The sequence below is a fragment of the Mesorhizobium tamadayense genome (assembly GCF_003863365.1).
Lineage (GTDB): Bacteria > Pseudomonadota > Alphaproteobacteria > Rhizobiales > Rhizobiaceae > Mesorhizobium > Mesorhizobium tamadayense.
In genome coordinates this window covers 24,618-48,440 of the sequence record NZ_RQXT01000055.1, presented here as the reverse complement: position 1 = coordinate 48,440, position 23,823 = coordinate 24,618, and the positions used below count along the sequence as shown (strand labels likewise).

Annotated in this window: 22 protein-coding genes and 1 pseudogene; 11 read left to right on the top strand and 12 right to left on the bottom strand. The window is 64.2% G+C overall.

Annotated elements, in window-relative coordinates:
- Positions 1 to 96: 96 nt before the first annotated feature.
- Both EH240_RS30575 and EH240_RS30570 read right to left on the bottom strand, forming a co-directional pair.
- A complete protein-coding gene (locus EH240_RS30575; RefSeq protein WP_125005575.1) occupies positions 97 to 1,020 on the bottom strand; it encodes a DMT family transporter in 924 nt (307 codons plus the stop codon).
- Positions 1,021 to 1,445: 425 nt separating this feature from the next.
- Positions 1,446 to 2,726 (bottom strand): amidohydrolase family protein, encoded by a 1,281-nt coding sequence (locus EH240_RS30570; RefSeq protein ID WP_125005573.1) that lies wholly within the window; start codon positions 2,724 to 2,726, stop codon positions 1,446 to 1,448.
- A 139-nt stretch (positions 2,727 to 2,865) separates the two neighbouring features.
- Between EH240_RS30570 and EH240_RS30565 the strand changes: the two genes are divergently transcribed.
- Positions 2,866 to 4,620: an ABC transporter ATP-binding protein gene (locus tag EH240_RS30565; protein ID WP_125005571.1), complete on the top strand. Its 1,755-nt coding sequence runs from the start codon at positions 2,866 to 2,868 to the stop codon at positions 4,618 to 4,620.
- Positions 4,621 to 4,751: 131 nt separating this feature from the next.
- On the opposite strand, the gene ilvD is transcribed toward EH240_RS30565, so the two are convergent.
- Positions 4,752 to 6,596: a dihydroxy-acid dehydratase gene (gene ilvD / locus EH240_RS30560; RefSeq protein ID WP_125005569.1), complete on the bottom strand. Its 1,845-nt coding sequence runs from the start codon at positions 6,594 to 6,596 to the stop codon at positions 4,752 to 4,754.
- A 246-nt stretch (positions 6,597 to 6,842) separates the two neighbouring features.
- Here ilvD and EH240_RS30555 point away from each other — a divergent pair, with 246 nt between their 5' ends.
- On the top strand, positions 6,843 to 7,313 hold the full coding sequence (locus EH240_RS30555; RefSeq protein ID WP_125005567.1) for a VOC family protein: 471 nt from the start codon (positions 6,843 to 6,845) through the stop codon (positions 7,311 to 7,313).
- Between the two features lie 84 nt (positions 7,314 to 7,397).
- On the opposite strand, the gene EH240_RS30550 is transcribed toward EH240_RS30555, so the two are convergent.
- The 3 genes from EH240_RS30550 to EH240_RS30540 all read right to left on the bottom strand — a co-directional run bounded on the left by EH240_RS30550 (position 7,398) and on the right by EH240_RS30540 (position 10,610).
- Complete coding sequence (locus tag EH240_RS30550) at positions 7,398 to 8,990, bottom strand: peptide chain release factor 3 (protein WP_125005565.1); 1,593 nt, start codon at positions 8,988 to 8,990, stop codon at positions 7,398 to 7,400.
- Positions 8,991 to 9,087: 97 nt separating this feature from the next.
- Entirely contained in the window at positions 9,088 to 10,017 is a 930-nt protein-coding gene (locus EH240_RS30545) for a haloalkane dehalogenase (protein ID WP_125005563.1), read from the bottom strand.
- Positions 10,014 to 10,610, bottom strand: coding sequence for a TetR/AcrR family transcriptional regulator (locus tag EH240_RS30540; RefSeq protein WP_125005561.1), 597 nt, complete (start codon positions 10,608 to 10,610; stop codon positions 10,014 to 10,016). The genes EH240_RS30545 and EH240_RS30540 overlap by 4 nt, the downstream gene beginning before the upstream one ends.
- Positions 10,611 to 10,719: 109 nt before the next feature.
- Here EH240_RS30540 and EH240_RS30535 point away from each other — a divergent pair, with 109 nt between their 5' ends.
- Entirely contained in the window at positions 10,720 to 11,787 is a 1,068-nt protein-coding gene (locus EH240_RS30535; protein ID WP_245436523.1) for an NAD(P)/FAD-dependent oxidoreductase, read from the top strand.
- On the opposite strand, the gene EH240_RS30530 is transcribed toward EH240_RS30535, so the two are convergent.
- The 3 genes and pseudogenes from EH240_RS30530 to EH240_RS30520 form a co-directional block, all read right to left on the bottom strand.
- Complete coding sequence (locus EH240_RS30530) at positions 11,752 to 13,155, bottom strand: amidase (protein ID WP_125005557.1); 1,404 nt, start codon at positions 13,153 to 13,155, stop codon at positions 11,752 to 11,754. The genes EH240_RS30535 and EH240_RS30530 overlap by 36 nt on opposite strands.
- Before the next feature lie 148 nt (positions 13,156 to 13,303).
- Positions 13,304 to 14,097 (bottom strand): annotated as a pseudogene (locus EH240_RS30525) (class II glutamine amidotransferase).
- A 16-nt stretch (positions 14,098 to 14,113) separates the two neighbouring features.
- Positions 14,114 to 14,368, bottom strand: a complete 255-nt coding sequence (locus EH240_RS30520) for a DUF6356 family protein (protein WP_125005555.1) — start codon at positions 14,366 to 14,368, stop codon at positions 14,114 to 14,116.
- A gap of 115 nt (positions 14,369 to 14,483) precedes the next feature.
- Between EH240_RS30520 and EH240_RS30515 the strand changes: the two genes are divergently transcribed.
- Positions 14,484 to 14,954 (top strand): Lrp/AsnC family transcriptional regulator, encoded by a 471-nt coding sequence (locus EH240_RS30515; protein ID WP_125005553.1) that lies wholly within the window; start codon positions 14,484 to 14,486, stop codon positions 14,952 to 14,954.
- A gap of 36 nt (positions 14,955 to 14,990) precedes the next feature.
- Here the strand turns inward: EH240_RS30515 and EH240_RS30510 are convergent, their stop codons facing one another.
- A complete protein-coding gene (locus EH240_RS30510) occupies positions 14,991 to 16,001 on the bottom strand; it encodes a nucleoside recognition domain-containing protein (RefSeq protein ID WP_167484223.1) in 1,011 nt (336 codons plus the stop codon).
- Positions 16,002 to 16,120: 119 nt separating this feature from the next.
- Between EH240_RS30510 and EH240_RS30505 the strand changes: the two genes are divergently transcribed.
- The 6 genes from EH240_RS30505 to EH240_RS30480 all read left to right on the top strand — a co-directional run bounded on the left by EH240_RS30505 (position 16,121) and on the right by EH240_RS30480 (position 20,732).
- The gene (locus EH240_RS30505) at positions 16,121 to 16,573 is read left to right on the top strand and encodes an Lrp/AsnC family transcriptional regulator (protein ID WP_125005581.1); all 453 of its coding nucleotides are present in this window, start codon (positions 16,121 to 16,123) and stop codon (positions 16,571 to 16,573) included.
- Between the two features lie 214 nt (positions 16,574 to 16,787).
- Entirely contained in the window at positions 16,788 to 17,273 is a 486-nt protein-coding gene (dut, locus tag EH240_RS30500; RefSeq protein ID WP_125005551.1) for a dUTP diphosphatase, read from the top strand.
- Positions 17,274 to 17,933: an HAD family hydrolase gene (locus EH240_RS30495; RefSeq protein WP_125005549.1), complete on the top strand. Its 660-nt coding sequence runs from the start codon at positions 17,274 to 17,276 to the stop codon at positions 17,931 to 17,933. It abuts the gene before it with no gap.
- 64 nt (positions 17,934 to 17,997) lie between these two features.
- On the top strand, positions 17,998 to 18,852 hold the full coding sequence (locus EH240_RS30490) for a hypothetical protein (RefSeq protein WP_125005547.1): 855 nt from the start codon (positions 17,998 to 18,000) through the stop codon (positions 18,850 to 18,852).
- A gap of 81 nt (positions 18,853 to 18,933) precedes the next feature.
- Positions 18,934 to 19,737, top strand: coding sequence for an isocitrate lyase/PEP mutase family protein (locus EH240_RS30485; RefSeq protein ID WP_125005545.1), 804 nt, complete (start codon positions 18,934 to 18,936; stop codon positions 19,735 to 19,737).
- Positions 19,734 to 20,732: a proline racemase family protein gene (locus tag EH240_RS30480; RefSeq protein WP_125005543.1), complete on the top strand. Its 999-nt coding sequence runs from the start codon at positions 19,734 to 19,736 to the stop codon at positions 20,730 to 20,732. The genes EH240_RS30485 and EH240_RS30480 overlap by 4 nt, the downstream gene beginning before the upstream one ends.
- A gap of 3 nt (positions 20,733 to 20,735) precedes the next feature.
- Here EH240_RS30480 and EH240_RS30475 read toward each other — a convergent pair whose 3' ends face one another.
- Complete coding sequence (locus EH240_RS30475; protein WP_125005541.1) at positions 20,736 to 21,440, bottom strand: sulfate transporter family protein; 705 nt, start codon at positions 21,438 to 21,440, stop codon at positions 20,736 to 20,738.
- 65 nt (positions 21,441 to 21,505) lie between these two features.
- A complete protein-coding gene (locus tag EH240_RS30470; RefSeq protein WP_125005539.1) occupies positions 21,506 to 22,408 on the bottom strand; it encodes a DMT family transporter in 903 nt (300 codons plus the stop codon).
- Between the two features lie 276 nt (positions 22,409 to 22,684).
- Here EH240_RS30470 and EH240_RS30465 point away from each other — a divergent pair, with 276 nt between their 5' ends.
- Positions 22,685 to 23,677, top strand: a complete 993-nt coding sequence (locus EH240_RS30465; protein WP_125005538.1) for an adenosine kinase — start codon at positions 22,685 to 22,687, stop codon at positions 23,675 to 23,677.
- Positions 23,678 to 23,823: the final 146 nt, after the last annotated feature.

The following is a 23,823-nucleotide window of genomic DNA, read 5'->3' as shown; positions in this document are numbered from 1 at the left end:
AGACGAAGGCTTCGGCCAATTGCGAACGTTTGTGATGGAACGGTGAAATCCTGGCTGCCGACAAACCTGCAACCTTCAAAATCATCGCTTGAGAAACTAGTTGACGCCCTTCGGCACGTTCTCGGGGGGCACCACGGTTTCCACCAATTTCTGACGGTGGAAGATGAAGATGCCGGCGAGCACGACGATCGCCGAGCCGACCAGGATGCGCGGGCTCGGTACATCGCCGAAGAAAACCAGGCCAAAAACGACAGCCCACAGAAGCAGGCTGTAATGCAGCGGCGCCAGCGTCGAGGCCGGTGCCAGCTTCAGCGCCCTGGTGATCATCAGATGGGCGGCGCAGGAGACGACGCCGAGCAAAAGCATGGCGCCGAAATCGAGCGCGGAGGGTGTGCGCCAGGCGCCGATGGTCAGCGCGCCGCCGACGACCAGCGTGCCGATGGTCTGCCAGGTGACTAAAGTGGTGTCGCTGGTGCCGCGTAGCCGCCGGCCGAGAATGATGGCGAAGCCGAAGGCGATGCTGCCGATCAGTGCATAAGTCGACGACAGCGAGAACGCCGCCGAGGAGGGCTTCAGGATGATCAGCACGCCGCAGAAGCCGACCAGGATCGCCAGCCAGCGCCGCCAGCCGACCTTCTCGCCGAGCAGAAGATGCGAGAGCGCCGCGACATAGATCGGGCCGGCCATGTAGAAGCTCATCACGTCGGCAAGCGGCAGATAGACGACGGCGGCGTAAAACAGTCCGGTATCGGCCGTGGTTGCCACCACGCGCAGCAACTGCAGAACCGGCCTTTCCATCTGGAACAGCTTGCCCGCGCCCTGGTTGGCGATCATCGGGCCGAGCACGAAGAAGGCGCCGATGGAACGGATCATCACCACCTGGCCGACGGAGAAACTGGTGACCAGCCATTTGCCCATGGCGTCGTTGAGCGCGAACATGAAATCGCCGGCCAGCATCAGGAGGATGCCGGCGAGCAGGGCATTCCTGATCGTGAAATTGCGGGCGACGGTCTGAACCATGCGGCTCCCTAGCCGCAAGCAACCGGTTTGACGAGGGAAATTCGAGGTATCGGTAAGACCAGCGGCGGAAATCGGCTGGCGCTAGTGGCGCGCGGGGGTTGAGGGCGTGTTGGCAGCCAGGACTTCAGCGTTGGTTTCAGTGGACCATGGCGAACCCAATTGATCGAAGCCGACCCGAACTTCGTCATCCTTGGGCGTAGCGACGCGAAGCGGAGTGAAGACCCAAGGATCCATGCCGTGACCCCAGCCGAAGAACGCAGCGGAGCAGAATTCTGCATCGCCGCGGCGCTCTCAAGTCACGGCGTGGATCCTCGGGTCTACGCCGCGTCGCTTCGCTCCTTGCTCCGCCCGAGGATGACGAAGCTGCAGGCGCTTCGGCTAATCGCCAAGGCATACGGTCCGTCAGCGCGCGACCGGCCGACAAACTAAGCCGATTTGTGCCGCCGGTTCACCTTGTCCGGCCGTCCGGCAATCGAAAGCTTGGTCTCCTGCTTGGTCCGTTCCGCAATCACCTTGCCCCTGGCGATGACGCAGAGACGCTCGGGGCGCAGGCGTACCGCCTCGACCGGGTTGCCGGCGTCGAGCACCACGAGGCTCGCCCGCTTGCCGACCGCGAGCCCGAGGTGGTCGAGGCCCATGATGGCGGCGTTGACGTTGGTGACCATGTCGAAGCAGCGCGCCATGTCGGCCGGGCTCGACATCTGCGCAACATGCAGGCCCATGAAGGCGACGTCGAGCATGTCGGCGGTGCCCAGCGAATACCAAGGATCGAGCACGCAATCCTGGCCCCAGCCGACGCGGATGCCGAGCGCCAGCATCTCCTTCACCCGGGTCAGGCCGCGCCGCTTCGGGAAGGTGTCGTGGCGCCCCTGCAGCATGATGTTGATCAGCGGATTGGGGATCGCCGAGACACCGGCCTCGGCAATCAGCGGCAGAAGCTTCGAGACGTAGTAATTGTCCATGGAATGCATGGAGGTGAGGTGCGAGCCGGCCACCCTGCCCTGCAGGCCGAGGCGCTGCGTTTCATAGGCAAGCTGCTCGATGTGGCGCGACAGCGGATCGTCGGTCTCGTCGCAATGGATGTCGACCATCAGGCCGCGTTTGGCGGCGATCTCGCAGAGTTCCGTCACCGAGCGCGTGCCGTCGGCCATGGTGCGCTCGAAATGCGGAATGCCGCCGACGATGTCGACGCCCATATCCAGCGCCCGGATGGTGTTTTCACGCGCCGTCGGCGAGCGATAAAGCCCGTCCTGCGGGAAGGCGACCAATTGCAGGTCGAGATAGGGAGCGACCGTTTTCTTGACGTCGAGCAGCGCCTCGACCGCGAGCAGCCGGTCGTCGCAGACATCGACATGGCTCCGGATGGCAAGCAGGCCCATCGACACCGCCCAGTCGCAATAGGCGAGGGCGCGGTCGCGCACGGCCTCGTGGGTCAGGAGCGGCTTCAGTTCGCCCCAGAGCGCGATGCCTTCGAGCAGCGTTCCGGAGGCGTTGATGCGCGGAATGCCGTAGGACAGCGTGGCGTCCATATGGAAGTGCGGATCGACGAAAGGCGGCGAGACGAGATTGCCGCGCGCGTCGACTTCGGTGCGAGCGGCGCCTTGCAGCTGAGGCTCGATCGCCCGGATGATTTCGCCGGTGACCCCGATGTCGGCAATCCTGCCGTCCGGCAGCGTGCCGCCGCGCACGATGAGATCGAAATCCATCTGTCGTCATCCCTCTGTAGACATCCCGCCGCAGCCGTTTGCTTGTCTTGACGGCGAACGGTTCCATCCGGCGGCAACTCGCTCTATAAGCCGCCACTCGCCTTCGTGGCGAATCCGAAATTCGCATGGGATCAGCCGTTTGTTTCGCTTCTTCCGCTCGACGGAGAACCAGCGCCTCATCATAAGGCTGCTCAAGGAATCCTTCCGAGAGCATAAATTCGGCTATGGCGCCGCCATAGTGTCGATGCTGGTGGTGGCCGCCACGACGGGCGCCAGCGCCTGGATCCTGCGCGAGATCACCAACGAATTCGTGATCTACAAGAGGATCGACCGCGTCAACCTGATTGCCGCGGCCGTCGCCGTGATCTTCCTGCTCAAGGGCCTCGCCAATTTCGTCCAGGCCTATTTCATGAGCCGGGTGGGCAACGCCATCATCGCCGACCGGCAGCGCAAGATCTATGACCGTATCCTCGCCCAGGGCATCGAGTTCTATCATGCGACCTCGTCGTCCGAGCTTATCGCCCGCATGACCAACAATGCCCAGGCCGCGCGCAGCGTGCTCGACCTCGTCGTGACATCTTACGTGCGCGATCTGGTGACGTTGATTGTTCTGGTCGCGGTCATGGTCTGGCAACAGCCGGCGTTGTCGCTGATCTGCTTCGTCGTCGGTCCGGTGGCCATCTATGGCGTCAACCGCATCCTCAAGCGCGTCCGCAAGATCGCCAAGATGGAATTCCGCTCGCTCGGCCAGATCGTGCATGTGATGCAGGAGACGGCGATCGGCGTGCGTGTCGTCAAATCCTTCAACCTCGAAGGCGCGATGCGCAAGCGCATGTACAAGGCCGTGTCGGACGTGCAGAACCGCGCCAACAACATCGCGACGCTGGAGGCCGCCACCAGCCCGGTGATGGAAACGCTGGCCGGACTGGCGATCGCCGGCGCCGTGCTGGTCAGCGGCTTCCTGGTGCTGGAAGGCGGCCAGATGCCGGGCAACATCATGGCCTTCATCGCGGCGCTGCTGCTCGCTTATGAGCCGGCAAAGCGCCTGGCGCGCGTGCGCATCTCGCTGGAAACCGGCATCGTCGGCGTGCGCATGATGTTCCAGCTTGCCGACCGGCCGCTGACGCTGGCCGAAAAGCCCGACGCCAAGCCTCTGCAGCCGGGCCCGGGCAAGATCCGCTTCGACAATGTCAGCTTCGCCTATCCCGAGAGTCCGCCGGTGTTCGAAGGTTTCAACCTGACGCTGGCGGCCGGCAAGATGACGGCGCTGGTCGGGCCCTCGGGCAGCGGCAAGTCGACGATCCTGAACCTGATCATGCGCATGTATGACCCGCAGAGCGGCAAAGTGGAGTTCGACGGCCAGGACATATCCTTCGCAACGCTCGATTCGCTCAGGCAGAAGATCGCCTATGTCAGCCAGGACACGTTCCTGTTTGCCGGCACGATCATGCACAACATACGCCTCGGCCGTGAGAGCGCGACCGACGAAGAGGTGATCGCCGCCGCCAAGGCAGCGAACGCGCACGACTTCATCAGCGCCACGGCCAAGGGTTACGACACCGAAGTGGGCGAGAACGGCTCGCTGCTCTCAGGCGGCCAGCGCCAGCGCATCTCGATCGCGCGCGCCATGCTGCGCGACGCCGAGATCCTGCTTCTGGACGAGGCGACCAGCGCGCTGGACGCCGAGTCGGAAGCGCTGTTCCGCGACGCGCTGCAGCAGCTCACCGTCGGGCGCACGACGATCGTCATCGCGCACCGGCTGTCGACCGTGCATCAGGCCGACACCATCGTTGTGCTGGAGAACGGCAAGGTACGGGAAAGCGGCCCGCACAAGACCCTGCTCAAGCAGGGCGGGCTCTATCAGAAGCTTTATGAATACCAGCTGATGCCGTAGCGCGGGCTTTACCCTCGCCCTTGTGGCGGAGGGTCGCTGCGAAGCAGCGGGGCGGGGTGCGACGCCGACTCCCCACCCGGACCTTCGGTCCGACCTCCCTCAAGCGGGAGGTAGGGGGCCTGGTGCAAACCTCACTCCGGCACGCGCCGCACCGCCCCTTTATCGGCGCTGGTGGCGAAGGCGGCATAGGCGCGCAGAGCGGTCGTCACCTTGCGCTTGCGCTTTTCCGCCGGCTTCCAGGCATCCGCGCCCTTCGCCGCCATGGCGGCGCGGCGGGCATCGAGCTCGGCCTCGCTGACGGCGAGATGGATCTTGCGGTTCGGGATATCGATCTCGATCGTATCGCCCTCCTCAACCAGCCCGATCAACCCGCCTTCCGCAGCCTCCGGCGAGACGTGGCCGATCGACAGACCCGACGTGCCGCCGGAGAAGCGGCCGTCGGTGATCAGCGCGCAGGCCTTGCCCAAGCCCTTCGACTTCAGATAGCTGGTCGGGTAGAGCATTTCCTGCATGCCCGGGCCGCCGCGCGGTCCCTCATAGCGGATGACCACGATGTCGCCAGCCTTGATCTCGTTGCCGAGGATCGCCTTGACCGAGGCGTCCTGGCTCTCGAACACGCGGGCCGGGCCGGTGAACTTCAGGATCGACTCGTCGACGCCGGCCGTCTTCACGATGCAGCCGTCGAGCGCCAGGTTGCCCTTCAGCACCGCAAGGCCGCCATCTTTCGAGAACGGCGTCTTGGCCGAGCGGATGACGCCCGTCTCGCGGTTCGTGTCGAGATCGTCCCAGCGGCGGTCCTGGCTGAAGGCGACCTGGGTGGGCACGCCGCCGGGCGCCGCGCGGAAGAACTCGCGCACATTCTCGGCGGAGGTGCGGGCTATATCCCAATGGTCGAGCGCTTCGCCGAGCGTCGCTGTATGGACTGTCGGCAGCTCGCGGTTGATCAGCCCGGCTTCGTCGAGCTGGCCGAGGATGGCAAAAATGCCGCCGGCGCGATGGACGTCCTCCATGTGCACGTCGGACTTGGCCGGCGCCACCTTGCAGAGCACCGGCACTTTGCGCGACAGCCGGTCGATGTCTTCCATGGTGAAGTCGACCTCGCCCTCGTGCGCGGTGGCCAGGATGTGCAGCACCGTGTTGGTCGAGCCGCCCATGGCTATGTCGAGCGCCATGGCGTTCTCGAAGGCGCCCTTGGAGGCGATGCTGCGCGGCAGCGCGCTCTCGTCCTCCTGCTCGTAATAGCGCTGGGCGAGATCGACGATCAGATGGCCGGCCTCGACGAACAGCCGCTTGCGGTCGGCATGGGTGGCTAAAGTCGAGCCGTTGCCGGGCAGCGAGAGACCCAGCGCCTCGGTCAGGCAATTCATCGAATTGGCGGTGAACATGCCGGAGCAGGAGCCGCAGGTCGGGCAGGCCGAGCGCTCGATGAGCTTGACGTCCTCGTCGGAAATCTTGTCGTCGGCGGCGGCGACCATGGCGTCGACCAGGTCGAGCGCCTGCGCTTTGCCGGCCAGCACCACCTTGCCGGCCTCCATCGGACCGCCGGACACAAAGACGGTCGGGATGTTGAGGCGCAGCGAGGCCATCAGCATGCCGGGCGTGATCTTGTCGCAGTTGGAGATGCAGACCATGGCGTCGGCGCAATGCGCGTTGACCATGTATTCGACCGAGTCGGCGATCAGTTCGCGCGACGGCAGCGAATAGAGCATGCCGTCATGGCCCATGGCGATGCCGTCATCGACGGCGATGGTGTTGAACTCCTTGGCGACGCCGCCGGCGTTCTCGATCTCGCGCGCGACCAACTGGCCGAGATCCTTCAGATGCACATGGCCGGGCACGAACTGGGTGAAGGAGTTGACCACCGCGATGATCGGCTTGCCGAAATCCGAATCCTTCATGCCGGTGGCGCGCCACAGGCCGCGGGCGCCGGCCATGTTGCGGCCATGGGTGGTGGTGCGGGAACGATAGGCAGGCATCGAATTGTCCTTGCTGGCTTGCCGCGCCGATGCGGGGCGTGGCGGCGCTGAATTCTAGTCGGCAGCGGTTATAGCGGCCATGGTCCGGCCTTGCCATAGTTTTGCGCTGCGCCACAAATCTTCAGGAAATTTTGGAGCTGCTGTCGGATCGCGCCCCGCCGATACGTCCTTGCGGCAACGGTCCGTGGCACATCGCCGGCGCGCCGTTTGAGACGGAACCAACGTGAACAAGCCCAAGGAGCGGACATGCAAAAGATCACCACCTTCCTGTGGTTCGACGGCCAGGCCGAGGAGGCCATGAACCACTACGTCTCCATCTTCAAGAATTCGAAGGTGCTGAGCGTGACGCGCTGGCCCAAGGGCCACGCCCTCGAAGGCCAGGTGCTGGTGGCCTCGTTCGAGCTCGACGGCGTGACCTTCCAGGCGCTCAACGGCGGGCCGCAATACAAATTCACCGAGGCGATCTCGCTGTCGATCGACTGCAAGACGCAAGGCGAGGTGGATCATTTCTGGGAAAGGCTGACCGAGGGCGGTGGCCAGCCCGGGCCCTGCGGCTGGCTGAAGGACAAGTTCGGCGTTTCCTGGCAGGTCGTGCCGGAGCAGTTGCCGCGCCTGCTGCAGGACCCCGACCAGGCCAAGGCCGGCCGTGTCATGCAGGCGATGATGCAGATGGGCAAGATCGAGATCGACAAGCTCGAAGCGGTGGCGGGAGGGTAAGCGAAACCTTCAACCCCGGCGCCGCCCCTCATCCGCCCTTTGGGCACCTTCTCCCCGTAAACGGGGAGAAGGCCAGGTTGCGTCTCACGCCGCCTTGTCGCGGACCTGATAATCCTTGACCGCCGCAAAGCGGATCGCTTTCCAGCGCTCGGCCTCGTAGTTCAGCGAGAAGGCGTGCTGGGCGAGGAAGACCGGATCGTTGTCGAGGTCGCGGGCGATGTCGCCGCGATGCGTCTCGATGAAGCGCAGCACGTCCGCCTTGTCGTCGGCCGAGATCCAGCGGCAGACCGAGAAGCGCGACATCTCGAAATCCACGGGCAGCGTGTATTCGATGTTCAGCCTCTCCTTCAGCACATCGAGCTGCAGCGCGCCGACAACGCCGACGATCGCCGGCGAGCCGTCTTCTGGCGAAAACAGCTGCACGACGCCCTCCTCGGCCATCTGATGCAGCGCTTCCTTGAGCTTCTTGGCCTTCATGGCGTCGCCGAGGCGGACGCGGCGCAGGATTTCCGGCGCGAAGTTCGGCACGCCGCGGAACAGTATCTCCTCGCCTTCGGTCAGTGTGTCGCCGATGCGCAGCGTGCCGTGGTTGGGGATGCCGACGACGTCGCCGGCGAAGGCCTCGTCGGCGGTGACGCGGGTGCGGGCGAAGAAGAACTGCGGCGCAGACAGGCTCATCGGCTTGCCGGTCCGCACCAGCTTGGCCTTCATGCCGCGTTCGAGCTTGCCCGAGCAGACGCGGACGAAGGCGATGCGGTCGCGGTGGTTGGGGTCCATGTTGGCCTGGATCTTGAAGACGAACGAGGTCATCTTCTCCTCGGTGGCCTCCACCGTTCGCTCATCGGCTTCCTGGGCGCGCGGCGGCGGCCCGTAGGCGCCGAGCGCCTCGATCAGGTCGCGCACGCCGTAATTGCGCAGCGCCGAGCCGAAATAGACCGGCGTGAGGTGCCCCTCACGGAAGGCGTCGACATCAAGCGGACGGCAGGCTTCGCGCGCCAGCTCCAGCTCCTCGATGAAGTCGTTGCGCTCGTTTTCCGGCAAAAGCCCGGCGACGCGATTGGAGTCCGGACCGTGGACCGGCGTGCGCTCCTTCTCGTCGTCACTCTTGCGCACAGCGTTCAGCGCCAGGTGATAGGTGCCGCAAAAAGTCTTGCCTCGGCCGATCGGCCAGGTGACCGGGGCTGTGTCCAGCGCCAGCTTCTGCTCGATCTCATCCAAAATCTCGAAGGGATCGCGGCTCTCGCGGTCCATCTTGTTGACGAAGGTGATGATCGGGATGTCGCGCAGGCGGCAGACCTCGAACAGCTTCAGCGTGCGCGGCTCGATGCCCTTGGCGGCATCGATGACCATGACGGCGGAGTCGACAGCCGAGAGCGTGCGATAAGTGTCGTCGGCGAAATCCTCGTGGCCGGGCGTGTCGAGCAGGTTGAAGACATTGTCGTCATACTCGAAGGTCATAACCGAGGTGACGACCGAGATGCCGCGCTCGCGCTCAATCTTCATCCAGTCGGACCGGGTCTGGATACGGTCCTTCTTGGCCTTGACCTCGCCGGCAAGCTGGATGGCGCCGCCGAACAGCAGCAGCTTTTCAGTGAGCGTGGTCTTGCCGGCGTCGGGATGGGCGATGATCGCGAAGGTGCGTCGGCGCGATACCGCTTCTGTGATGGCTTCGGGCATTGCTTCCAGGAGTTCCGTGTGACAGGCGGCGCTTCTACCAGCGCCGCGCCGGCCTGTCGACATGCGCGGGAGATGCCTCGTGCCCGCTGCCCCCGGTTCAGGCCAGTTCGGCCAGGCTTTGTGCCCGAGCAATCTCCGGCAGCCAGTCAGCGATAGCCTTGCCGATCGGATCAGGGTGATCTTCCTGTAAATAATGGGCCCCCGCCCCCAGATTGATAAATCGGCAGTTCCTCAGCCCGGCTGCAAATTCCTGTGCCGCTTGCGGCGAGATCAAAGCACCGGGATCGCCCGCGAAAAGCAGCTTCGGATAAGTGGAAAGCCGCAGCGCCCGGTGATCGTGCTCGCTGATGGCCGCGACGTCTGCGGGCTGGCCCTCGATCGGCAGTTCCCTTGGCAGGCGCAGCACCGGTTTGCGAGATTGCGGCGTCGGGAACGGGTCCCGATAGGCCGCCATCTCCTCATCGCTCATCGGCCGCAAGACTGAAGCGGGCAGGATTTTTTCGACGAAGATATTATCCTCCAGCACCAGCTTCTCGCCGACGCCTGGCGTGCGCAACGCCTTGAACAGCTCGCGTGCCTGCGGGCGCTGGTGAAAATCGTCCCAGCGCTCGCAGGGCCGGATGAATTCCATGAAGGCAAGTCCCAGAATGCGCTGTGGCCGCCTTGCCGCGAGATGGAACGCAAGCGCGGTGCCCCAGTCCTGCGCGACGATCGCCAGATCCTCGATGTCGAGCGCCTCGAGGAAGGCATCGAGGTAACGGACGTGATCGAAGAAGCGGTAGTCGATGTCGGGCTTGCCCGACTGACCATAGCCGATCAGGTCGGGCGCGATGCAGCGACCGGCCGGCGCGACATGCGGAATGATGTTGCGCCAGATGTAGGAGGAGGTTGGATTGCCATGCAGGAACAGCACCGTCGGGCCGGACGCGCCGGCCTCCAGATAGGACATGGTGGAATCGAGCACGGCCACTTGTGAACGCCGCAACGCGGTAGCGCCGGTGTGTTGTCCGTCGGTCTTTGAATTCATCGCAACGTCTCCTTCCCAAACACGGTGCTGAAGATGATGTTCTTGAACCGCTCGAGCGGCTCCGGGCTGCGCTCGACCTTCATGCGCAGCATGGCACCCTGCCACGACGACAACAGGAAATCGGCAAGGTCCTCGGCATTGAACGCCTTGCTGATCTCGCCGCTCGCCTGGCCTTCGGCGATGCAGGCCGCGAATGGCTTACGCCATCGTTCGAAGATGGCGACGAGTTGCAGCCGCAGCGGTTCGCTGTGAACGGCTATCTCGAGGCTGAGATTGCCGATCATGCAGCCGCGCGCCCAGTCATGCGCTTCGAGCTTGGAAGTGATGACGTCGAGATAGCGGCGCAGCCTGCCGGCGGGCCGCGTGCCGTCATGCGCCAAGGCATCCTCGACCAGCCCGCTGACATAGGCGAAGTAGCGTTCCAGCACCTCACCGACAAACTCCTCCTTGGAAGCAAAATGGTTGGTGAAGGAGCCCGGCCGGGCGCCGGCCGCGGCGACGATGTCGCGCACGCCTGCGGCTGCGTAGCCGGAACCCCAGATAATCTGGAAACCGGCATTGAGAAGGCTTTCGCGAAGTGATTGTCTAGCCATAAGCAAATAATACGTACGTACGTATTTATGTCAAGCGCACAAGTTTGCGTTGGCAAAGGCCGCCGCAAATGGCAGGTGGGAGCTCACCGGGAACAGGATGGAGAACAATGTGACAAAACAAGTCATCGTCATCGGTGCCGGCATCATCGGCGCATCGATCGCCTGGCATCTGACGAAGGCCGGTGCGCGGGTGACAGTGGTTTCCGAGAGCGGCGCCGGCGGTGTCGCGACGCCCAATTCCTTCGCCTGGATCAATGCCAGCTGGGGCAATCCCGAGACCTATTTCCGGCTGCGCATCCGCGCCATGGCCGAATGGAAACGCCTCGCGAATGAGCTGCCGGGCCTGCCGCTCGCCTGGTGCGGCGGCCTGTGCTGGGACCTGCCGGCCGACAGGCTCGAAGCCTATGCCGCCGAGCATTCGTCCTGGGGCTACGGCATCGAACGCGTCGGCCGTGAGCAGGCGGCGCGGATCGAGCCCAATCTGGCCGAGCTTCCCGATTCTACCCTTTACGTTGCCGAGGAAGGCGTGGCCGAGCCTGTGGCGGCGATAAAGGCGCTGCTGGCGGATGCCGAACGACGCGGGGCGCGGATCGTCACGGGGAACGTCGAGACCCTGGCGCTGTCCAGTGGCAAAGTCACCGGCATCGTCGTTGCGGGCGAAACCATCGCCGCCGACGAAGTGGTAATAGCCGCCGGCGCCGGCGCTCCGGCGATTGCCGAGACGGCCGGGGTCAACCTGCCGATCGAGACGCCGCCGGGCTTGATCGTGCATTCGCGACCGTACAAGAAACTGCTCAACGGGCTGGTGCTGGCCGAGAAGCTGCATGTGCGCCAGACAGCCGAGGGCCGCGTCATCGCCGGCTCGGATTTCGGCGGCGGCGATCCGGGTGAGAAGCCGGAGGCCACCGCGCGCGAGCAGTTCGCGGCGATGAAAGCGATGCTGCATGGCGCGGACGGGCTGGAATTCGACTTCCACACAGTCGGCTACCGGCCGACCCCGGTCGACGGCTTTCCGATCGTCGGCCGCGCCGACAGCGTCGGCGGCCTCTATATCGCCGTCACCCATTCCGGCATCACGCTGGCGCCCGCCATCGGCCTGTTTGCGGCCAACGAAATCCTCGACGGCGAGCGCGATCCGCTCTTAGGCCCCTACGCGCTGTCGCGTTTCGCTCAGTAGCCCCGGGGGCCGGCGGAAGCCCCCGGTGAGCGGCGCGATCGCCGCGGCGATGCCGAGCAGCCGCGCCTCCGACCAGTGCCGGCCGACGAGTTGCAAGCCGATCGGCAGGCCATCATTGTCCCGCCCGCAGGGGAATGCGAGCGCCGGATGGCCGGAATAGTTGAAGACCGCGCCATAGGCCGGCAGCATCCAATAGCTCTCGTCCTTGCCGTTGACCGTGAGCGCGCTCCCCGGCTTGCAGTGCGGAAAGGCCGTGGTCATGGCGACCGGGCAGAGCAAAGCGTCGCAGCTTTCGAAGAAGCGCTCCCAGGCAAGGATCGAGCGGTCGCGGCGGGCGAGCGCCGCGAACCAGCGCGACACCGGCGTCGGCTGTGCCGGCGGTTCCGGTTGCGCCGCTTCCAGCATCATGCCGATCAACTTGCCGCCCTCGGCGAGGTCGTCATGCAGATCGAGCTTCGGCAGACTCGCTTCCTCGACGCGCGCACCGGCGGAGGCGAGCCCAGCAGCAAATCTTTCGACCGCGGCACTGATTTCGGCCGCCACCGGAAGGGCGGGAAAGGTGCCAGCAAAAGCGATGCGGATTGATTTCAGCTCGAGCTTCGGCATCGGGTCACCCGGCACCGGCGCCAGATCGGTATCCGCTCCATCCGGCCCGGCAATGATTTGGTAGATCAGCGCCAGGTCCTCCGGATTGCGAGCAATCGGCCCAACACAAGACATCAAGCGCACACTGCGCGGAATGCTGCCCGGATCGGGAAAGGCACCGGCCAGCGAGACGCGATGCTCGGTCGGTTTCAAGCCGTAGACGCCGCAAAAGGCGGCCGGCAGGCGGATGGAGTCCTGCATGTCGGTGCCGATGTCGAAGGGAGTCAGGCCTGCCGCAACGGCGGCGGCTGCACCGCCGCTGGAGCCGCCCGCGGTGCGCGACAGATCCCAGGGATTGCCGGTGCGGCCGAACAGCGGATTGTCCGACTGCCAGTCGCTGAGCATGGTGGCGACATTGGTCTTGCCGACCAGGACAGCGTCGGCAGCCTTCAGCCGGGCAACAACCGGGCTGTCTTGCCTCGGCACATAATCGGCGAAGGGCGGGAACCCGACCGTTGTCTTCATGCCGGCCGTCTCGTGCGCGTCCTTCAAGGTGAAGGGCACGCCATGCAGCGGGCCGAGCCTGTCGCCGCGCGCCAGTGCCGCGTCTGCTTGCTTCGCGCGTTCGCGAGCCCCTTCCCGGTCGAGGATGACGACTGCATTGATGGCCTCGTTATGCCTGTCGATCTGCGCCAGATGCGCGTCGAGCGCCTCCAGGGCGGAGATTTTTCGCGTGGCGATCGCGGCGGCGAGTTCGATGGTGGAGGAGAAGGCGAGATCCATGATGAATGCTCCGGCTTGGCCGCGCCCAGCATGAAATGGCGGATTGGCGCGTGGCTTCAAGCCAAGTTCAGCATTCAAGATCGAGTGGCGCTTGATCGAAATTGCGCCGTCACTTCGGTTGAGGCGCGATCGCCAGCGTGCGAAGGGGCTACACCGCCAGCGCCAGCTTCGCGACCTCGGGAGCGAAAGCTCGGATCGCCATGCCATCTGCCGTCATGGTGACGAAGCTCGATGGCGGGATCGCCTGCCACTCACCGCCGTCACGGTCGAACGGCTCGGAGACGATGCAGCGGCCGCCGTTGCGGACAGAAGTGTGGAGCGTCGGCGCATGATCGTCGGTGGCGTAACGCACGGCGTGCAGCGCCTGGCCGTCCGAAAAGGCCGCGGTCAGCTTCAGGGAAGGCTCGAGACCGGCCCGGCGCGAAGTCTCGTTCACGCGGCTGGTCGCCCGCGACACCGCGCCTTGCGGATCGGCGGACAGGCCTTCGTCGATCATCAGTAGGAAGAACAATTCGGAATCGGTGGTGCCTTCGCGCTGGTCGAAGACTTCGTGGAGAGCGAGTTCTCCAAGGCGCGGCGGATCTTCTCGAAGCCGCCGATCTGGCCGTTGCGCATGAACGACCAGCGGCCGGAGATGAAGGGATGGCAGTTCATGCGGCTGGTGGCGCCGCCGGTGGACGCCCGCACATGGGCGAGGAACAGGCCGGATTTGATCTGGCGGCAGAGGCTTTTCAGGTTTGGGTCCGACCAGGCCGGCAAGATATCGCGGTAGAGGCCCGGCTCGGGCCGGTCGCCATACCAGGCAAGGCCGAAGCCGTCGCCATTGGTGGGCGACTTGGCCTCCTGGGCGCAATGGCTCTGGGCGATCAGCGAATGGCAGGGCGCGGTGATGATGTCCTCGAGGAAGACTGCTTCACCAAGATAGGCCGCCCACCGGCACATCGCATTCCACCATCCGTCAGGCGCGATCCATCAGAGCCTGAGGCTCCTGGGTCGCGTGTGAGCCTCTGTTGTGCGTGCGCTCGTAGAGCTCGCGAACGATTCGGCTGGCCGTAGTCTCGAACAGAAACGGCAAGAAAGCGTGAACGAGGGCCGCGCCCGCGGCCATCGACAGGCGCGAGCAGAACCATGCGGCAAAGGCCATATGGCCGAAATAGGTCTCGCCGACCTTGGCCGGGTGAGCGGTGAAAAGCGCCGAAAATCGTGTCGTCATGGATCCCTCCTGCCGGGATGAGTCCCCGATGCTGGGTATCCTGCCATGGTCTGAAGGTTCATCGGTCTCAAATTGTCCTTGTGTTTAACCATTTTTTGGGACATTTATCCCAAGAATGGCATTCGACATCGACGAAATTGATCGAAGATTGCTGGCTGAGTTGCAGCGCGACGGCACGCTTTCCGTCGACCAGTTGTCGGAGCGCGTGGCGCTTTCGCGCAATGCCTGCTGGCGGCGCGTCAAGCGGCTGGAGGAGGACGGCGTAATCACCGGGCGCGTGGCGCTGGTCGATGCCGACAAGCTCGGGCTCGGGCTTTCGGTGTTCATCCTCATCCGCACCTCGAACCACGACCCGGACTGGCTGCAAAAATTCCGCGCGGCGGTGACCGGCTTTGCCGAGATCACCGGCGTCTACCGGATGTCGGGCGACCTCGACTATGTGCTGCGGGCCCGCGTCGCCGACGTCAAAGCCTATGACAGGCTCTACCAGAGGCTGATCGCCAAGGTGCCGCTGTCGGACGTCTCCGCTTCCTTCGTGATGGAAGAGATCAAGGAGACGACGATTGTTCCGGTAGAGTTGCGCTAGGTCAAACTCAATAGCGCTGCGCGACCGAGTTCGACCCTAGAGAGACGTTGTGACCTGAGCGGTGGAGTGCACTCCTCGGCTTGTGTTCACGCTCGGCCTGCGAAAAGCCCATATATAGAAGCTATTGTCGGAGACGGTTCGAAGCAGGACGGCAATCGTCGCTGTGGCCGCAACGGCGAAAACGAGCCTCCCGAGCAGGACTGCCGCGAGATCGGCGCCAAGCGCCACAACAAGCAACGTGTCCTCAATCACGCTGTGGGCGAAACCCATGAAGATGCAGGACAGAAAGATCTGACGTGGAGATATCGCGCCGCGCCGCGCCTCGCGAATTAGCAGCCCGCCGCCATAAGAAATTCCCAAGAAAAGGCCGACTGCCGTGAAGTGTCCGGCTTCTCCTTGTATTCCAGCAAGACGCAGCACCGGCGAGAGCGCCCTCATCATCAAATCGAGCAGGCCGGTCAGCCTCAGAATCTCAAGTCCCCAGGATAAGACGACAAGGATGATAAGCATTGTGATCATCGTCTCTGCCAGTCCCAGGAAGAACGTGATCCAATCGGGAGTCGCGCTTACCGGAATCCACGCGGGGTTCACGGGCGAGGACAGCCAACCCGTGGCGGCGAACAGGCGGTGAAGAAGAAAGGCGTAGATCAGGCCGCCAACAATGCGCAAGAGCGTTGTCGCGACCATCCCCGGGCCAGCCTTTTGGATGATTTTTTGCTCGATTGGCAATCCATGCGCATAAAGAATCAGCGCTGAGAAAATGGTGACATCCGCCGCGCTGAGCGTGGATGCCGGAACGAGCGCAAAGATCAACGGAACGGCACCCCAAATTCCAATCAACATTGCGGTTAGCCATGCCAATCCCAGTTCCGGGGGCAGCCCGATAAATCCCATAACGGGATCGAATACAGGTGTTACCGCTTTGATCACCCCCGTGCGCGACAGTATCTCGGCAACAACCGCGATCGGTGCCATGATCCGAACAAGCGCCCAGTAAATATCAAGCGTTTCCTTGGTGTTACGCATAGCGGCTTTGATAACGGCCATCGAAAGGCTCCTCCCGCGGTCTTCAATAGGGAGGTAGCCCGATGCCGCTGGAATTTGCGGTCAAATATTGCATTGATGTGCAATTTTATTGCATGCTTGTATTGCGGAAGACGAGGCGAATGGACCAGATCGACAAGAAGCTTCTGAATCTTCTCCAGCGTGACGCGTCGAAAACGAACGTGGAGATGGCCGACGAGGTGGCGCTATCTCCATCCAGTTGCCTGCGCCGGGTTCGTCGATTGCGAAAGACAGGCGTGATCGACCGCATTGTCGCTATCCTCAATCCTGCAGGAACCGGACGCGTGCTGAAGGCATTGGTCACAGTGGAGCTGAAACTCCACGGAGAGCAACACACGCGGCGTTTTCTGGACCTTGCAAGCGCGGAGGTTGCCGTCTCGCAAGCGTATTCCGTTACGGGCGAAGCCGACATCGCCCTGTTCCTTCACTTGCGCGACATGGCAGAGTATGAAGCGCTGTGCGACAGGCTGTTTAGAGAGCAGACCAATGTCGCGCGTTTCGTCACCATGATGGTGATCCGGACCGCGAAAGAGGAAACGGCGATTGCGCTTTGATCGGCGTAGTCCGGTCAACCAGTTCCGCAACTCCCGCTATCCACCCATCTCGGCCATTGCCAGTTGATTGAGTTTCGACCGTCGTGCATGTCGCCCAAAACTGCGTAGCGATTTTGGGACAGCGAGATGCGTGAAACAAAAGCTGAAAGAAAACCGTTGATAGCACTGCAGTCGAGTTGACCGAATCGCCATTCGCGTCGATAGGAATGGGCTCATGCGCACCGCTGTCTATCCTTCCTCCGTCATCGGCCCCACCGTCGGTTTCGTCAGGCTTCCGCATGGCGAGGGCTTGCCGTTGCCTGCTTATGAGAGCGCGGGCGCCGCCGGCATGGACCTGCGTGCCGCGGTGCCGGAAGACCGGCCGCTGCTCATTCTGCCTGGAAAGCGCGCGCTGGTGCCGACAGGGCTGATCCTGGAAATCCCTCAAGGCATGGAAGGCCAGGTCCGGCCGCGTTCCGGCCTCGCCTTCAAGCATGGGCTGACCGTCCTCAACACGCCCGGCACCATCGACAGCGACTATCGCGGCGAGGTGAAGGTGCTGCTGATCAATCTCGGTGACGAAGACTTCGCCGTGACGCGCGGCATGCGCATCGCGCAGATCGTGTTTGCCGCGGTGACGCAGGTGGCCAGCGAGGAACGTCCGCTCGCCGGCGGCACGGCGCGGGGCGCCGGCGGTTTCGGGTCGACCGGCACGGCTTGAATGGCAATACCCAAACTCGTCATCTTCGACTGCGACGGGGTCCTGGTCGACACCGAGAACCTTGCCAACAAACGCCTCGCGGAATGGCTTTCCGAGGCCGGTTTTCAAACCACATTCGAATATTGCCGCAAGAACTTCTCCGGCCGCAGCATGGCCTCGGTGCAGAAAGAGATCGAGGAGACGACCGACGTCAGGCTCGGCGCCGACTTCGTCGAACGCTGGAATGCCGACCTGCCGGACCTGTTCGCGCATGGCGTCGAGGCAATCCCTCACGTGCGCGATTTCATCGAGAAGGTGCGCGCGGCCGGCATTGCCTATTGCGTTGCTTCCTCGGCCCGGGTCTCGAAGATGCATATCACGCTCGGGCAGACCGGCCTGTTGCCGCTGTTCGAGCATGCCATGTTCTCCTCGACTATGGTCAGGCGCGGCAAGCCGTTCCCGGACCTCTTCCTTCATGCCGCAAAGACGATGGGCTTCGCGCCCGCCGACTGCATCGTCATCGAGGACAGCGTCGCCGGCACCCAGGCCGGCATTGCCGCCGGCATGCGGGTGTTTTCCTATCATGCAGACCCCTATTCCGACCCCCATGGTCTGGAAGAGGCCGGCGGCATCCTGTTCGACGATATGCGCGAGTTGGCAGAACTGGTGCCGATACCCTGATCGCGTCCCGGCTGCGCGCCGCAAAACGCCGTGTTAGCGTAGACACATGCGAGGGGCGCTTTCCATGATTTCCGTCTTATCCCGTCTCGTGCTTGCATGCCTGCTACTGCTGTGGCAGTGGGCGGCGGCGGACGCGCAAGCCGTCAGCTTTCCGGAGCTGAACAGCGCCGTTCCCGGACATCAGGACGTTACCTATCTCGACCTCGCCAGGATGGTCGTCCCTGATCTCGCCGCAGGCGATGACAGTTTCTACAAGAGCAGCGCGCCGATCGAGATGCGCCATATCCTCGGCGGCGACGAAGGCGGCCCGCCGCCCGAGACCGTCAACCTGCCCAACGCCGCCGTTCCTGCTATAAAGGTTGGCGGCAAGGACCGGCTGACCATGCTTTTCGACCTTGGACGGGCGCAAGACAGCGCCGAGGGGTTTGCGGCGCTGGCGCTCTACGAGCTCGCGGGCAAGCCGAAGCTGCTCGACTCGGTCAATGTCGGCACCGACCAGAACAGCTATTTTCGCGATCCCGGCAAGCTCGCGCTTGGCCCCGGCGACGACGCGCTCATCACCATGAGCGCGCATTTCAATTCGAACCAGGGTTATGTCAGCACCATACTGATCCTGGTTCGCGACGACCGTTTCGAACCGATCGACCAGATCAACACGTTCGATGAGAATGTCTGCGCCTATAAGCGCACGCAGGACCTGTCCTTCCAAACGCCCGGCGACGAAAAACCCTATGCGGCGATCAAGGTGACGGTGACCGATACCACCAGGCCGAGCGGCGAAAGCTGCGAGGAACCGGCGCCCGAAGCCGCCTCGCGCGACATTTCGGTCACCTATCATTGGGACGACGCCAGGTCGCGCTATGTGAGGGACTCCGACGCCTTCGAGAAATTGTCAGCAGAGAACGCCAAACGCTTCTAAGCCGAACGCATTCGATTTGCCCGACCCGGGCGGCCGCGATAGATTTCCCCTCACAACCCCGATCACGATTGAGGATCCGCCATGGACAAGGGCAAGATTTTTCGCGACCTGCATGCCTCGACTTTCGTCATGCCCAACCCCTGGGATGTCGGCACGACCAAGCTTCTCGCCTCCTTCGGCTTCAAGGCCCTGGCCACGACCAGCGCCGGCTTTGCCTTCTCGCGCGGCCTGCCCGACGGCGCCGTGACGTTCGATGCCATGATCCACCATTGCCGCGAGGTGACGGCGGCAACCGACCTGCCGGTCTCGGCCGACCTCGAACGCGGCAAGGGCGACAGTGCCGAGCAGGCCGCCGAAACCGTCTTCGCGGCCGAAGCCGCCGGCCTTGCCGGCTGCTCGATCGAGGACCATACGGGCGATCCCGACAATCCGATCTACGATTTCTCGCATGCGGTCGAACGGGTCGCCGCGGCCGCCGAGGCTGCTCGGGCGCTCAAGCACGATTTCGTCTTCACCGCGCGGGCCGAAAACTTCCTGTGGGGCAAGACCGATCTCGACGACACGATCAAGCGGCTGCAGGCCTTCGAGAAAGCCGGCGCGGACGTGCTTTATGCACCTGGGATCAGCGATGCCGACATGGTGCGGACGATCTGCGCATCGGTGGGCAAGCCGGTCAATGTCATGGCGCGGCCGGGCTTCACAGTCGCCGACCTTGCCATGGCCGGCGCCAAGCGCATCTCGCTCGGACCGTGGCTGACGAATTTCGCCTACGGCATGCTGGAAACGGCGGCACGCGAGATCCAGCAGGACGGCACCTTCGGCTTCACCCGCGCGGCCATGCCGTTCGGCAAGCTGCAGGCGCTGTTCCGCGAGACCGACGCATGACGCTCACCGTCGTCGACATGCATACCGGCGGCGAGCCGCTGAGGATCGTCACCGGCGGCTACCCGGATATCCCCAAGGGCACGATCCTGGAGAAGCGCGCCTACGTGCGCGACCATCTCGACCACCTGCGCAAGCTGCTGATCTTCGAGCCGCGCGGCCATTACGACATGTATGGCGCGCTGCTGGTCGAGCCTGACCTTCCCGGCGCCGACCTCGCGGTGCTGTTCATGCACAATGAGGGCTATTCGACGATGTGCGGCCACGCCATCATCGCACTTGGCCGCTACGCCGTCGACGAAGGGCTGGTGGAAAAACAAGAGCCGGTGACGACGGTGAAGATCGAGGCGCCGTGCGGGCTGGTCGTCGCCTCCGTCGAAGTCAAAGGCGGCAAGGCGGGCGCCGTTTCGTTCGAGAGCGTGCCTGCTTTCTTGTTTGCCCGCGACCGGCGGATCGAGCTGCAGGGCTTCGGGCCGATTGGCTTCGATGTCGCCTATGGCGGCGCTTTCTATGCGCTCGCCGATTGCGGGCAGTTCGGGCTGGAATTCTGCCGCAGCCGGGTGCGCGATTTCGTCGATGCGGCGACAGCGCTGACCGAGAGGCTGAAGGCCGACTTCCGGCTGACGCATCCCGACCATCCCGACCTCGCCTTCCTCTACGGCGCGATCCTGACCGACGGCCGGGAAGCGTTTTCCGGCGAGCCGACGAAAAATATCTGCGTCTTCGCCGAAGCCGAGGTCGACCGCTCGCCGACCGGCTCGGGCGTCACCGCGAGGCTTGCGGCCATGCACGCCAAGGGCGAGATCGGCATCGGCCAGACGAGGACCTTCGAGAGCATCGCCGGATCGCGCTTCTCCGGCTCCGTGGCACGGACGGCGCAGGCCGGACCGCATGCGGCGATCATCGCCCGCGTCGGCGGCCGCGCCTACTATTGCGGCCGCGCCGAATTCATCGTCGAGCCGGACGACGAGCTGGGCCGCGGTTTCCTGCTCCGCTAGGCGTCAGGCTATTCGGCCCGCGTCGCGCGCGGAAACCGCCTTGTGCAGATGCACCATCATGGCGGCGGCGAAAAGCGGCGTCAAAAGGTTGAGCAGCGGCACGGCGAGGAACAGGGCGATGACCAGCCCGGCCAGAAATACCGCGCCGGCATATTTCCTGCGCAACGCCTTGGCTTCGGCCTCGGGGCGGAAGCGCATGGCGGCGAACTCGAAGAACTCGCGGCCGAGCAGGTAGCCGTTGACGATGAAGAAGGCGGCGATGTTGACGCCCGGCACCAGGAGCAACAGCAGGGCGACGATGTTGCCGAGGATGACGACGCCGAAGAATTTGATCGCCAGCAGCAGCGAGCGCAGCGCCGGCAGGGCGCGGCCGGGCGGGTCACCGGGATAGTCGGTGCGCTCGACCACCTCGGCAACGTCGTCGAGGAACAGGCCGGCGATGATTGCCGTCACGGGTGCCACGAGCAGAGCCATCCCAACGGCCAGAATGATGCCGGCGATGATGGCACTGATCCAACCGGCCCAGGCAGGCAGGCCGGGCACAAATGTCTGCAGCCACGGCCAGGCCAGCCATTCGACCATGCTCTCGATGCCGAACCACAACGCGACCAGCGCCAGCAGCGTCAGGCCCAGCGTCTTCAGGAAGACGAAGCGGAATTCAGGCGAGAACAGGCGGCTGGCGGCGGCGCGGGCGGCGTCGAGGATCACGGCAGGTCCAAGCCCCTCATCGAGAAAGGCGCTTCCGAAATAGGCGGGGTCGTCGCCCGGTGCAACTACCGCGCAAGCCTGGCCTGCCGGGCCGGGATGGTCATGGCAGCGACGCCGACGACGACAAAGGCCATGCCGAGCCAGGCGCTCGGCCCGAGGCTTTCACCAAGGAAGATGGCGCCGATGCCGACGCCGATCGGCACGCGCAGATAGGCCTGCGAGGTGGTGCCCACCGAGCCCAGCGTGTGGATGAGCCGGAAGAAGATCGAGAAGGCGAGCGCGGTGGAGAAGACCGAAAGCCCGAAGAGAGCCAGGATCGATGCCGTCGACGGCGTCAATGTCCAAGGCCGGTCGAAGACGAGGCTTAACGGTATCAGGATCGCGGCGCCGCAGATCATCGAGCCGGCGGCCGGCACCATGGGATCCAGCCCTCTGAAGTTTCGGCCGAAGATGGCGGCGCCCGCGTAGCAGACGGTGGCGGCGACGACCGCAAGCTGCGCCCAGAGCTGATGGCCGATACCGCCGAGGGCCTCGGTGCCGACGATGAGGCAAATGCCGGCAATGCCGGCGCCAACGCCGACCAGCTTGCGCATCGTCACCGGCTCGTGGCGGGTGATCAGCGCCGTCAGCAGGAAGGTGAAGATCGGCGACGTCGCGTTCAAGATCGTCGCAAGGCCGGCGTCGATCGAACGTTCGGCGGCGGCGATCAGCGTGAACGGGATGACGCTGTTCAGGCAGGCCTGGAACATGAAGCGACGCCAGTTGACCAGATCCCGCGGCATGGCAAGGCCGCGCCAGCGGATGAGGCCAAGCAGGATGCCGCCCGCGATCAGCGTGCGTCCGGCGATGAAAGTCACCGGCGGGATCGTCTCGACGCCGATCTTGATGAAGGTGTAGGAGGCGCCCCACAGCACCGCCAGCACGCCAAGCAGCGCCAGTTCGGTCGTCATCCCGGTCTTTTCGGACATGGTGGTTTCGCGCCTTCAGCCTGTTTTCGACGGTCCGCTTCTAGCTCATGCTGCGGCGGCGATGTTTCGATCGCGATCCAACCATAGCCGCCGTCGCCACGACCGGTATGGTCCAGTTCGGCGCGATGGCTGCCGCAGCAGCCAATCATCATCGATCGGAAGTCGGCGGCGCGGAAACCGGCGCCGATTTTCGGGGTAGGCAAAGCGGCTGCGAGCCGCTAGACCCGCGCCCGTCCGGCATGGCAGAAAGCCGGTGGGTCGTTGGCGGAGACATTGATGCCGGAATATGACGTGCTTTGCATCGGCAATGCCATTGTCGACATCATCGCCCAGTGCGACGAGGCTTTTCTCGAAACCAACGGCATCATCAAGGGCGCGATGAACCTCATCGACACCCGGCGCGCGGAGCTGCTCTACAGCCGCATGGGACCGGCGATCGAGGCGTCAGGCGGCAGCGCCGGCAACACGGCGGCGGGCGTGGCGAGCTTCGGCGGCCGCGCCGCCTTCTTCGGCAAGGTCTCGAACGACGCGCTCGGCGAGATCTATGCCCACGACATCCACGCCCAGGGCGTGGCCTTCGACACCAGGCCGCTCCAGGGCGAGCCGCCGACGGCACGCTCGATGATCTTCGTCACGCCCGACGGCGAGCGTTCGATGAACACTTATCTCGGCGCCTGCATCGAGCTCGGGCCGGAGGATGTCGAGGCCGACAAGGCCGCCGGCGCCAAGGTCACCTATTTCGAGGGTTACCTGTGGGACCCGCCGCGCGCCAAGGAAGCCATCCGGCAGGCGGCGAGGCTGGCGCATGCCGCCGGCCGCGAAGTGTCGATGACGCTGTCGGATTCCTTCTGTGTGGACCGCTACCGCGACGAGTTCCTCGAGTTGATGCGCTCGGGCACGGTCGATATCGTCTTCGCCAACAGCCACGAGATCAAGTCGCTCTACCAGACCGCTTCGTTCGAGGACGCGCTGGCGGCGATACGCAAGGACTGCAAGATCGCCGCCGTCACCCGCTCGGAAAAAGGCTCGGTGATCGTGCGCGGCGACGAGACCGTCGCCATCACGGCGACGACGATCAAGGAACTGGTCGACACGACCGGCGCCGGCGACCTCTACGCGGCCGGCTTCCTCTATGGCTACACAACCGGGCGCAGCCTGAAGGATTGCGGCGATCTCGGCTCGCTGGCGGCCGGGCTGGTGATCCAGCAGATCGGCCCGCGCCCGCGCCAGAATCTGCGCCGTGAGGCCGAGCAGGCGGGGTTGATTTAGCGCTTCTTACCTCTCCCCCTGTGGGAGAGGTCGGATTGCCCCGATTTGTCCTTCACAAATCGGTTGGCAATCCAAGTGAGGGGTAAGCTGGCGCCAAGGCTGTCGCGCGCCTGTCACAGAGCGCTCCTACAGGCAGTGTGGGCGTT

What these genes read in the sequence shown, in the direction of transcription:
- EH240_RS30485 (WP_125005545.1), top strand. Translation starts at nt 18,934, where the DNA reads ATGGACAAGGGCAAGATTTTTCGCGACCTGCATGCCTCGACTTTCGTC.
- EH240_RS30520 (WP_125005555.1), bottom strand. Translation starts at nt 14,368, where the DNA reads ATGACGACACGATTTTCGGCGCTTTTCACCGCTCACCCGGCCAAGGTC.
- EH240_RS30540 (WP_125005561.1), bottom strand. Translation starts at nt 10,610, where the DNA reads ATGGCTAGACAATCACTTCGCGAAAGCCTTCTCAATGCCGGTTTCCAG.
- EH240_RS30515 (WP_125005553.1), top strand. Translation starts at nt 14,484, where the DNA reads ATGGCATTCGACATCGACGAAATTGATCGAAGATTGCTGGCTGAGTTG.
- EH240_RS30530 (WP_125005557.1), bottom strand. Translation starts at nt 13,155, where the DNA reads ATGGATCTCGCCTTCTCCTCCACCATCGAACTCGCCGCCGCGATCGCC.
- dut (WP_125005551.1), top strand. Translation starts at nt 16,788, where the DNA reads ATGCGCACCGCTGTCTATCCTTCCTCCGTCATCGGCCCCACCGTCGGT.
- EH240_RS30470 (WP_125005539.1), bottom strand. Translation starts at nt 22,408, where the DNA reads ATGTCCGAAAAGACCGGGATGACGACCGAACTGGCGCTGCTTGGCGTG.
- EH240_RS30465 (WP_125005538.1), top strand. Translation starts at nt 22,685, where the DNA reads ATGCCGGAATATGACGTGCTTTGCATCGGCAATGCCATTGTCGACATC.
- EH240_RS30575 (WP_125005575.1), bottom strand. Translation starts at nt 1,020, where the DNA reads ATGGTTCAGACCGTCGCCCGCAATTTCACGATCAGGAATGCCCTGCTC.
- EH240_RS30480 (WP_125005543.1), top strand. Translation starts at nt 19,734, where the DNA reads ATGACGCTCACCGTCGTCGACATGCATACCGGCGGCGAGCCGCTGAGG.
- EH240_RS30570 (WP_125005573.1), bottom strand. Translation starts at nt 2,726, where the DNA reads ATGGATTTCGATCTCATCGTGCGCGGCGGCACGCTGCCGGACGGCAGG.
- EH240_RS30495 (WP_125005549.1), top strand. Translation starts at nt 17,274, where the DNA reads ATGGCAATACCCAAACTCGTCATCTTCGACTGCGACGGGGTCCTGGTC.
- EH240_RS30545 (WP_125005563.1), bottom strand. Translation starts at nt 10,017, where the DNA reads ATGAATTCAAAGACCGACGGACAACACACCGGCGCTACCGCGTTGCGG.
- EH240_RS30550 (WP_125005565.1), bottom strand. Translation starts at nt 8,990, where the DNA reads ATGCCCGAAGCCATCACAGAAGCGGTATCGCGCCGACGCACCTTCGCG.
- ilvD (WP_125005569.1), bottom strand. Translation starts at nt 6,596, where the DNA reads ATGCCTGCCTATCGTTCCCGCACCACCACCCATGGCCGCAACATGGCC.
- EH240_RS30505 (WP_125005581.1), top strand. Translation starts at nt 16,121, where the DNA reads ATGGACCAGATCGACAAGAAGCTTCTGAATCTTCTCCAGCGTGACGCG.
- EH240_RS30510 (WP_167484223.1), bottom strand. Translation starts at nt 16,001, where the DNA reads ATGGCCGTTATCAAAGCCGCTATGCGTAACACCAAGGAAACGCTTGAT.
- EH240_RS30490 (WP_125005547.1), top strand. Translation starts at nt 17,998, where the DNA reads ATGATTTCCGTCTTATCCCGTCTCGTGCTTGCATGCCTGCTACTGCTG.
- EH240_RS30555 (WP_125005567.1), top strand. Translation starts at nt 6,843, where the DNA reads ATGCAAAAGATCACCACCTTCCTGTGGTTCGACGGCCAGGCCGAGGAG.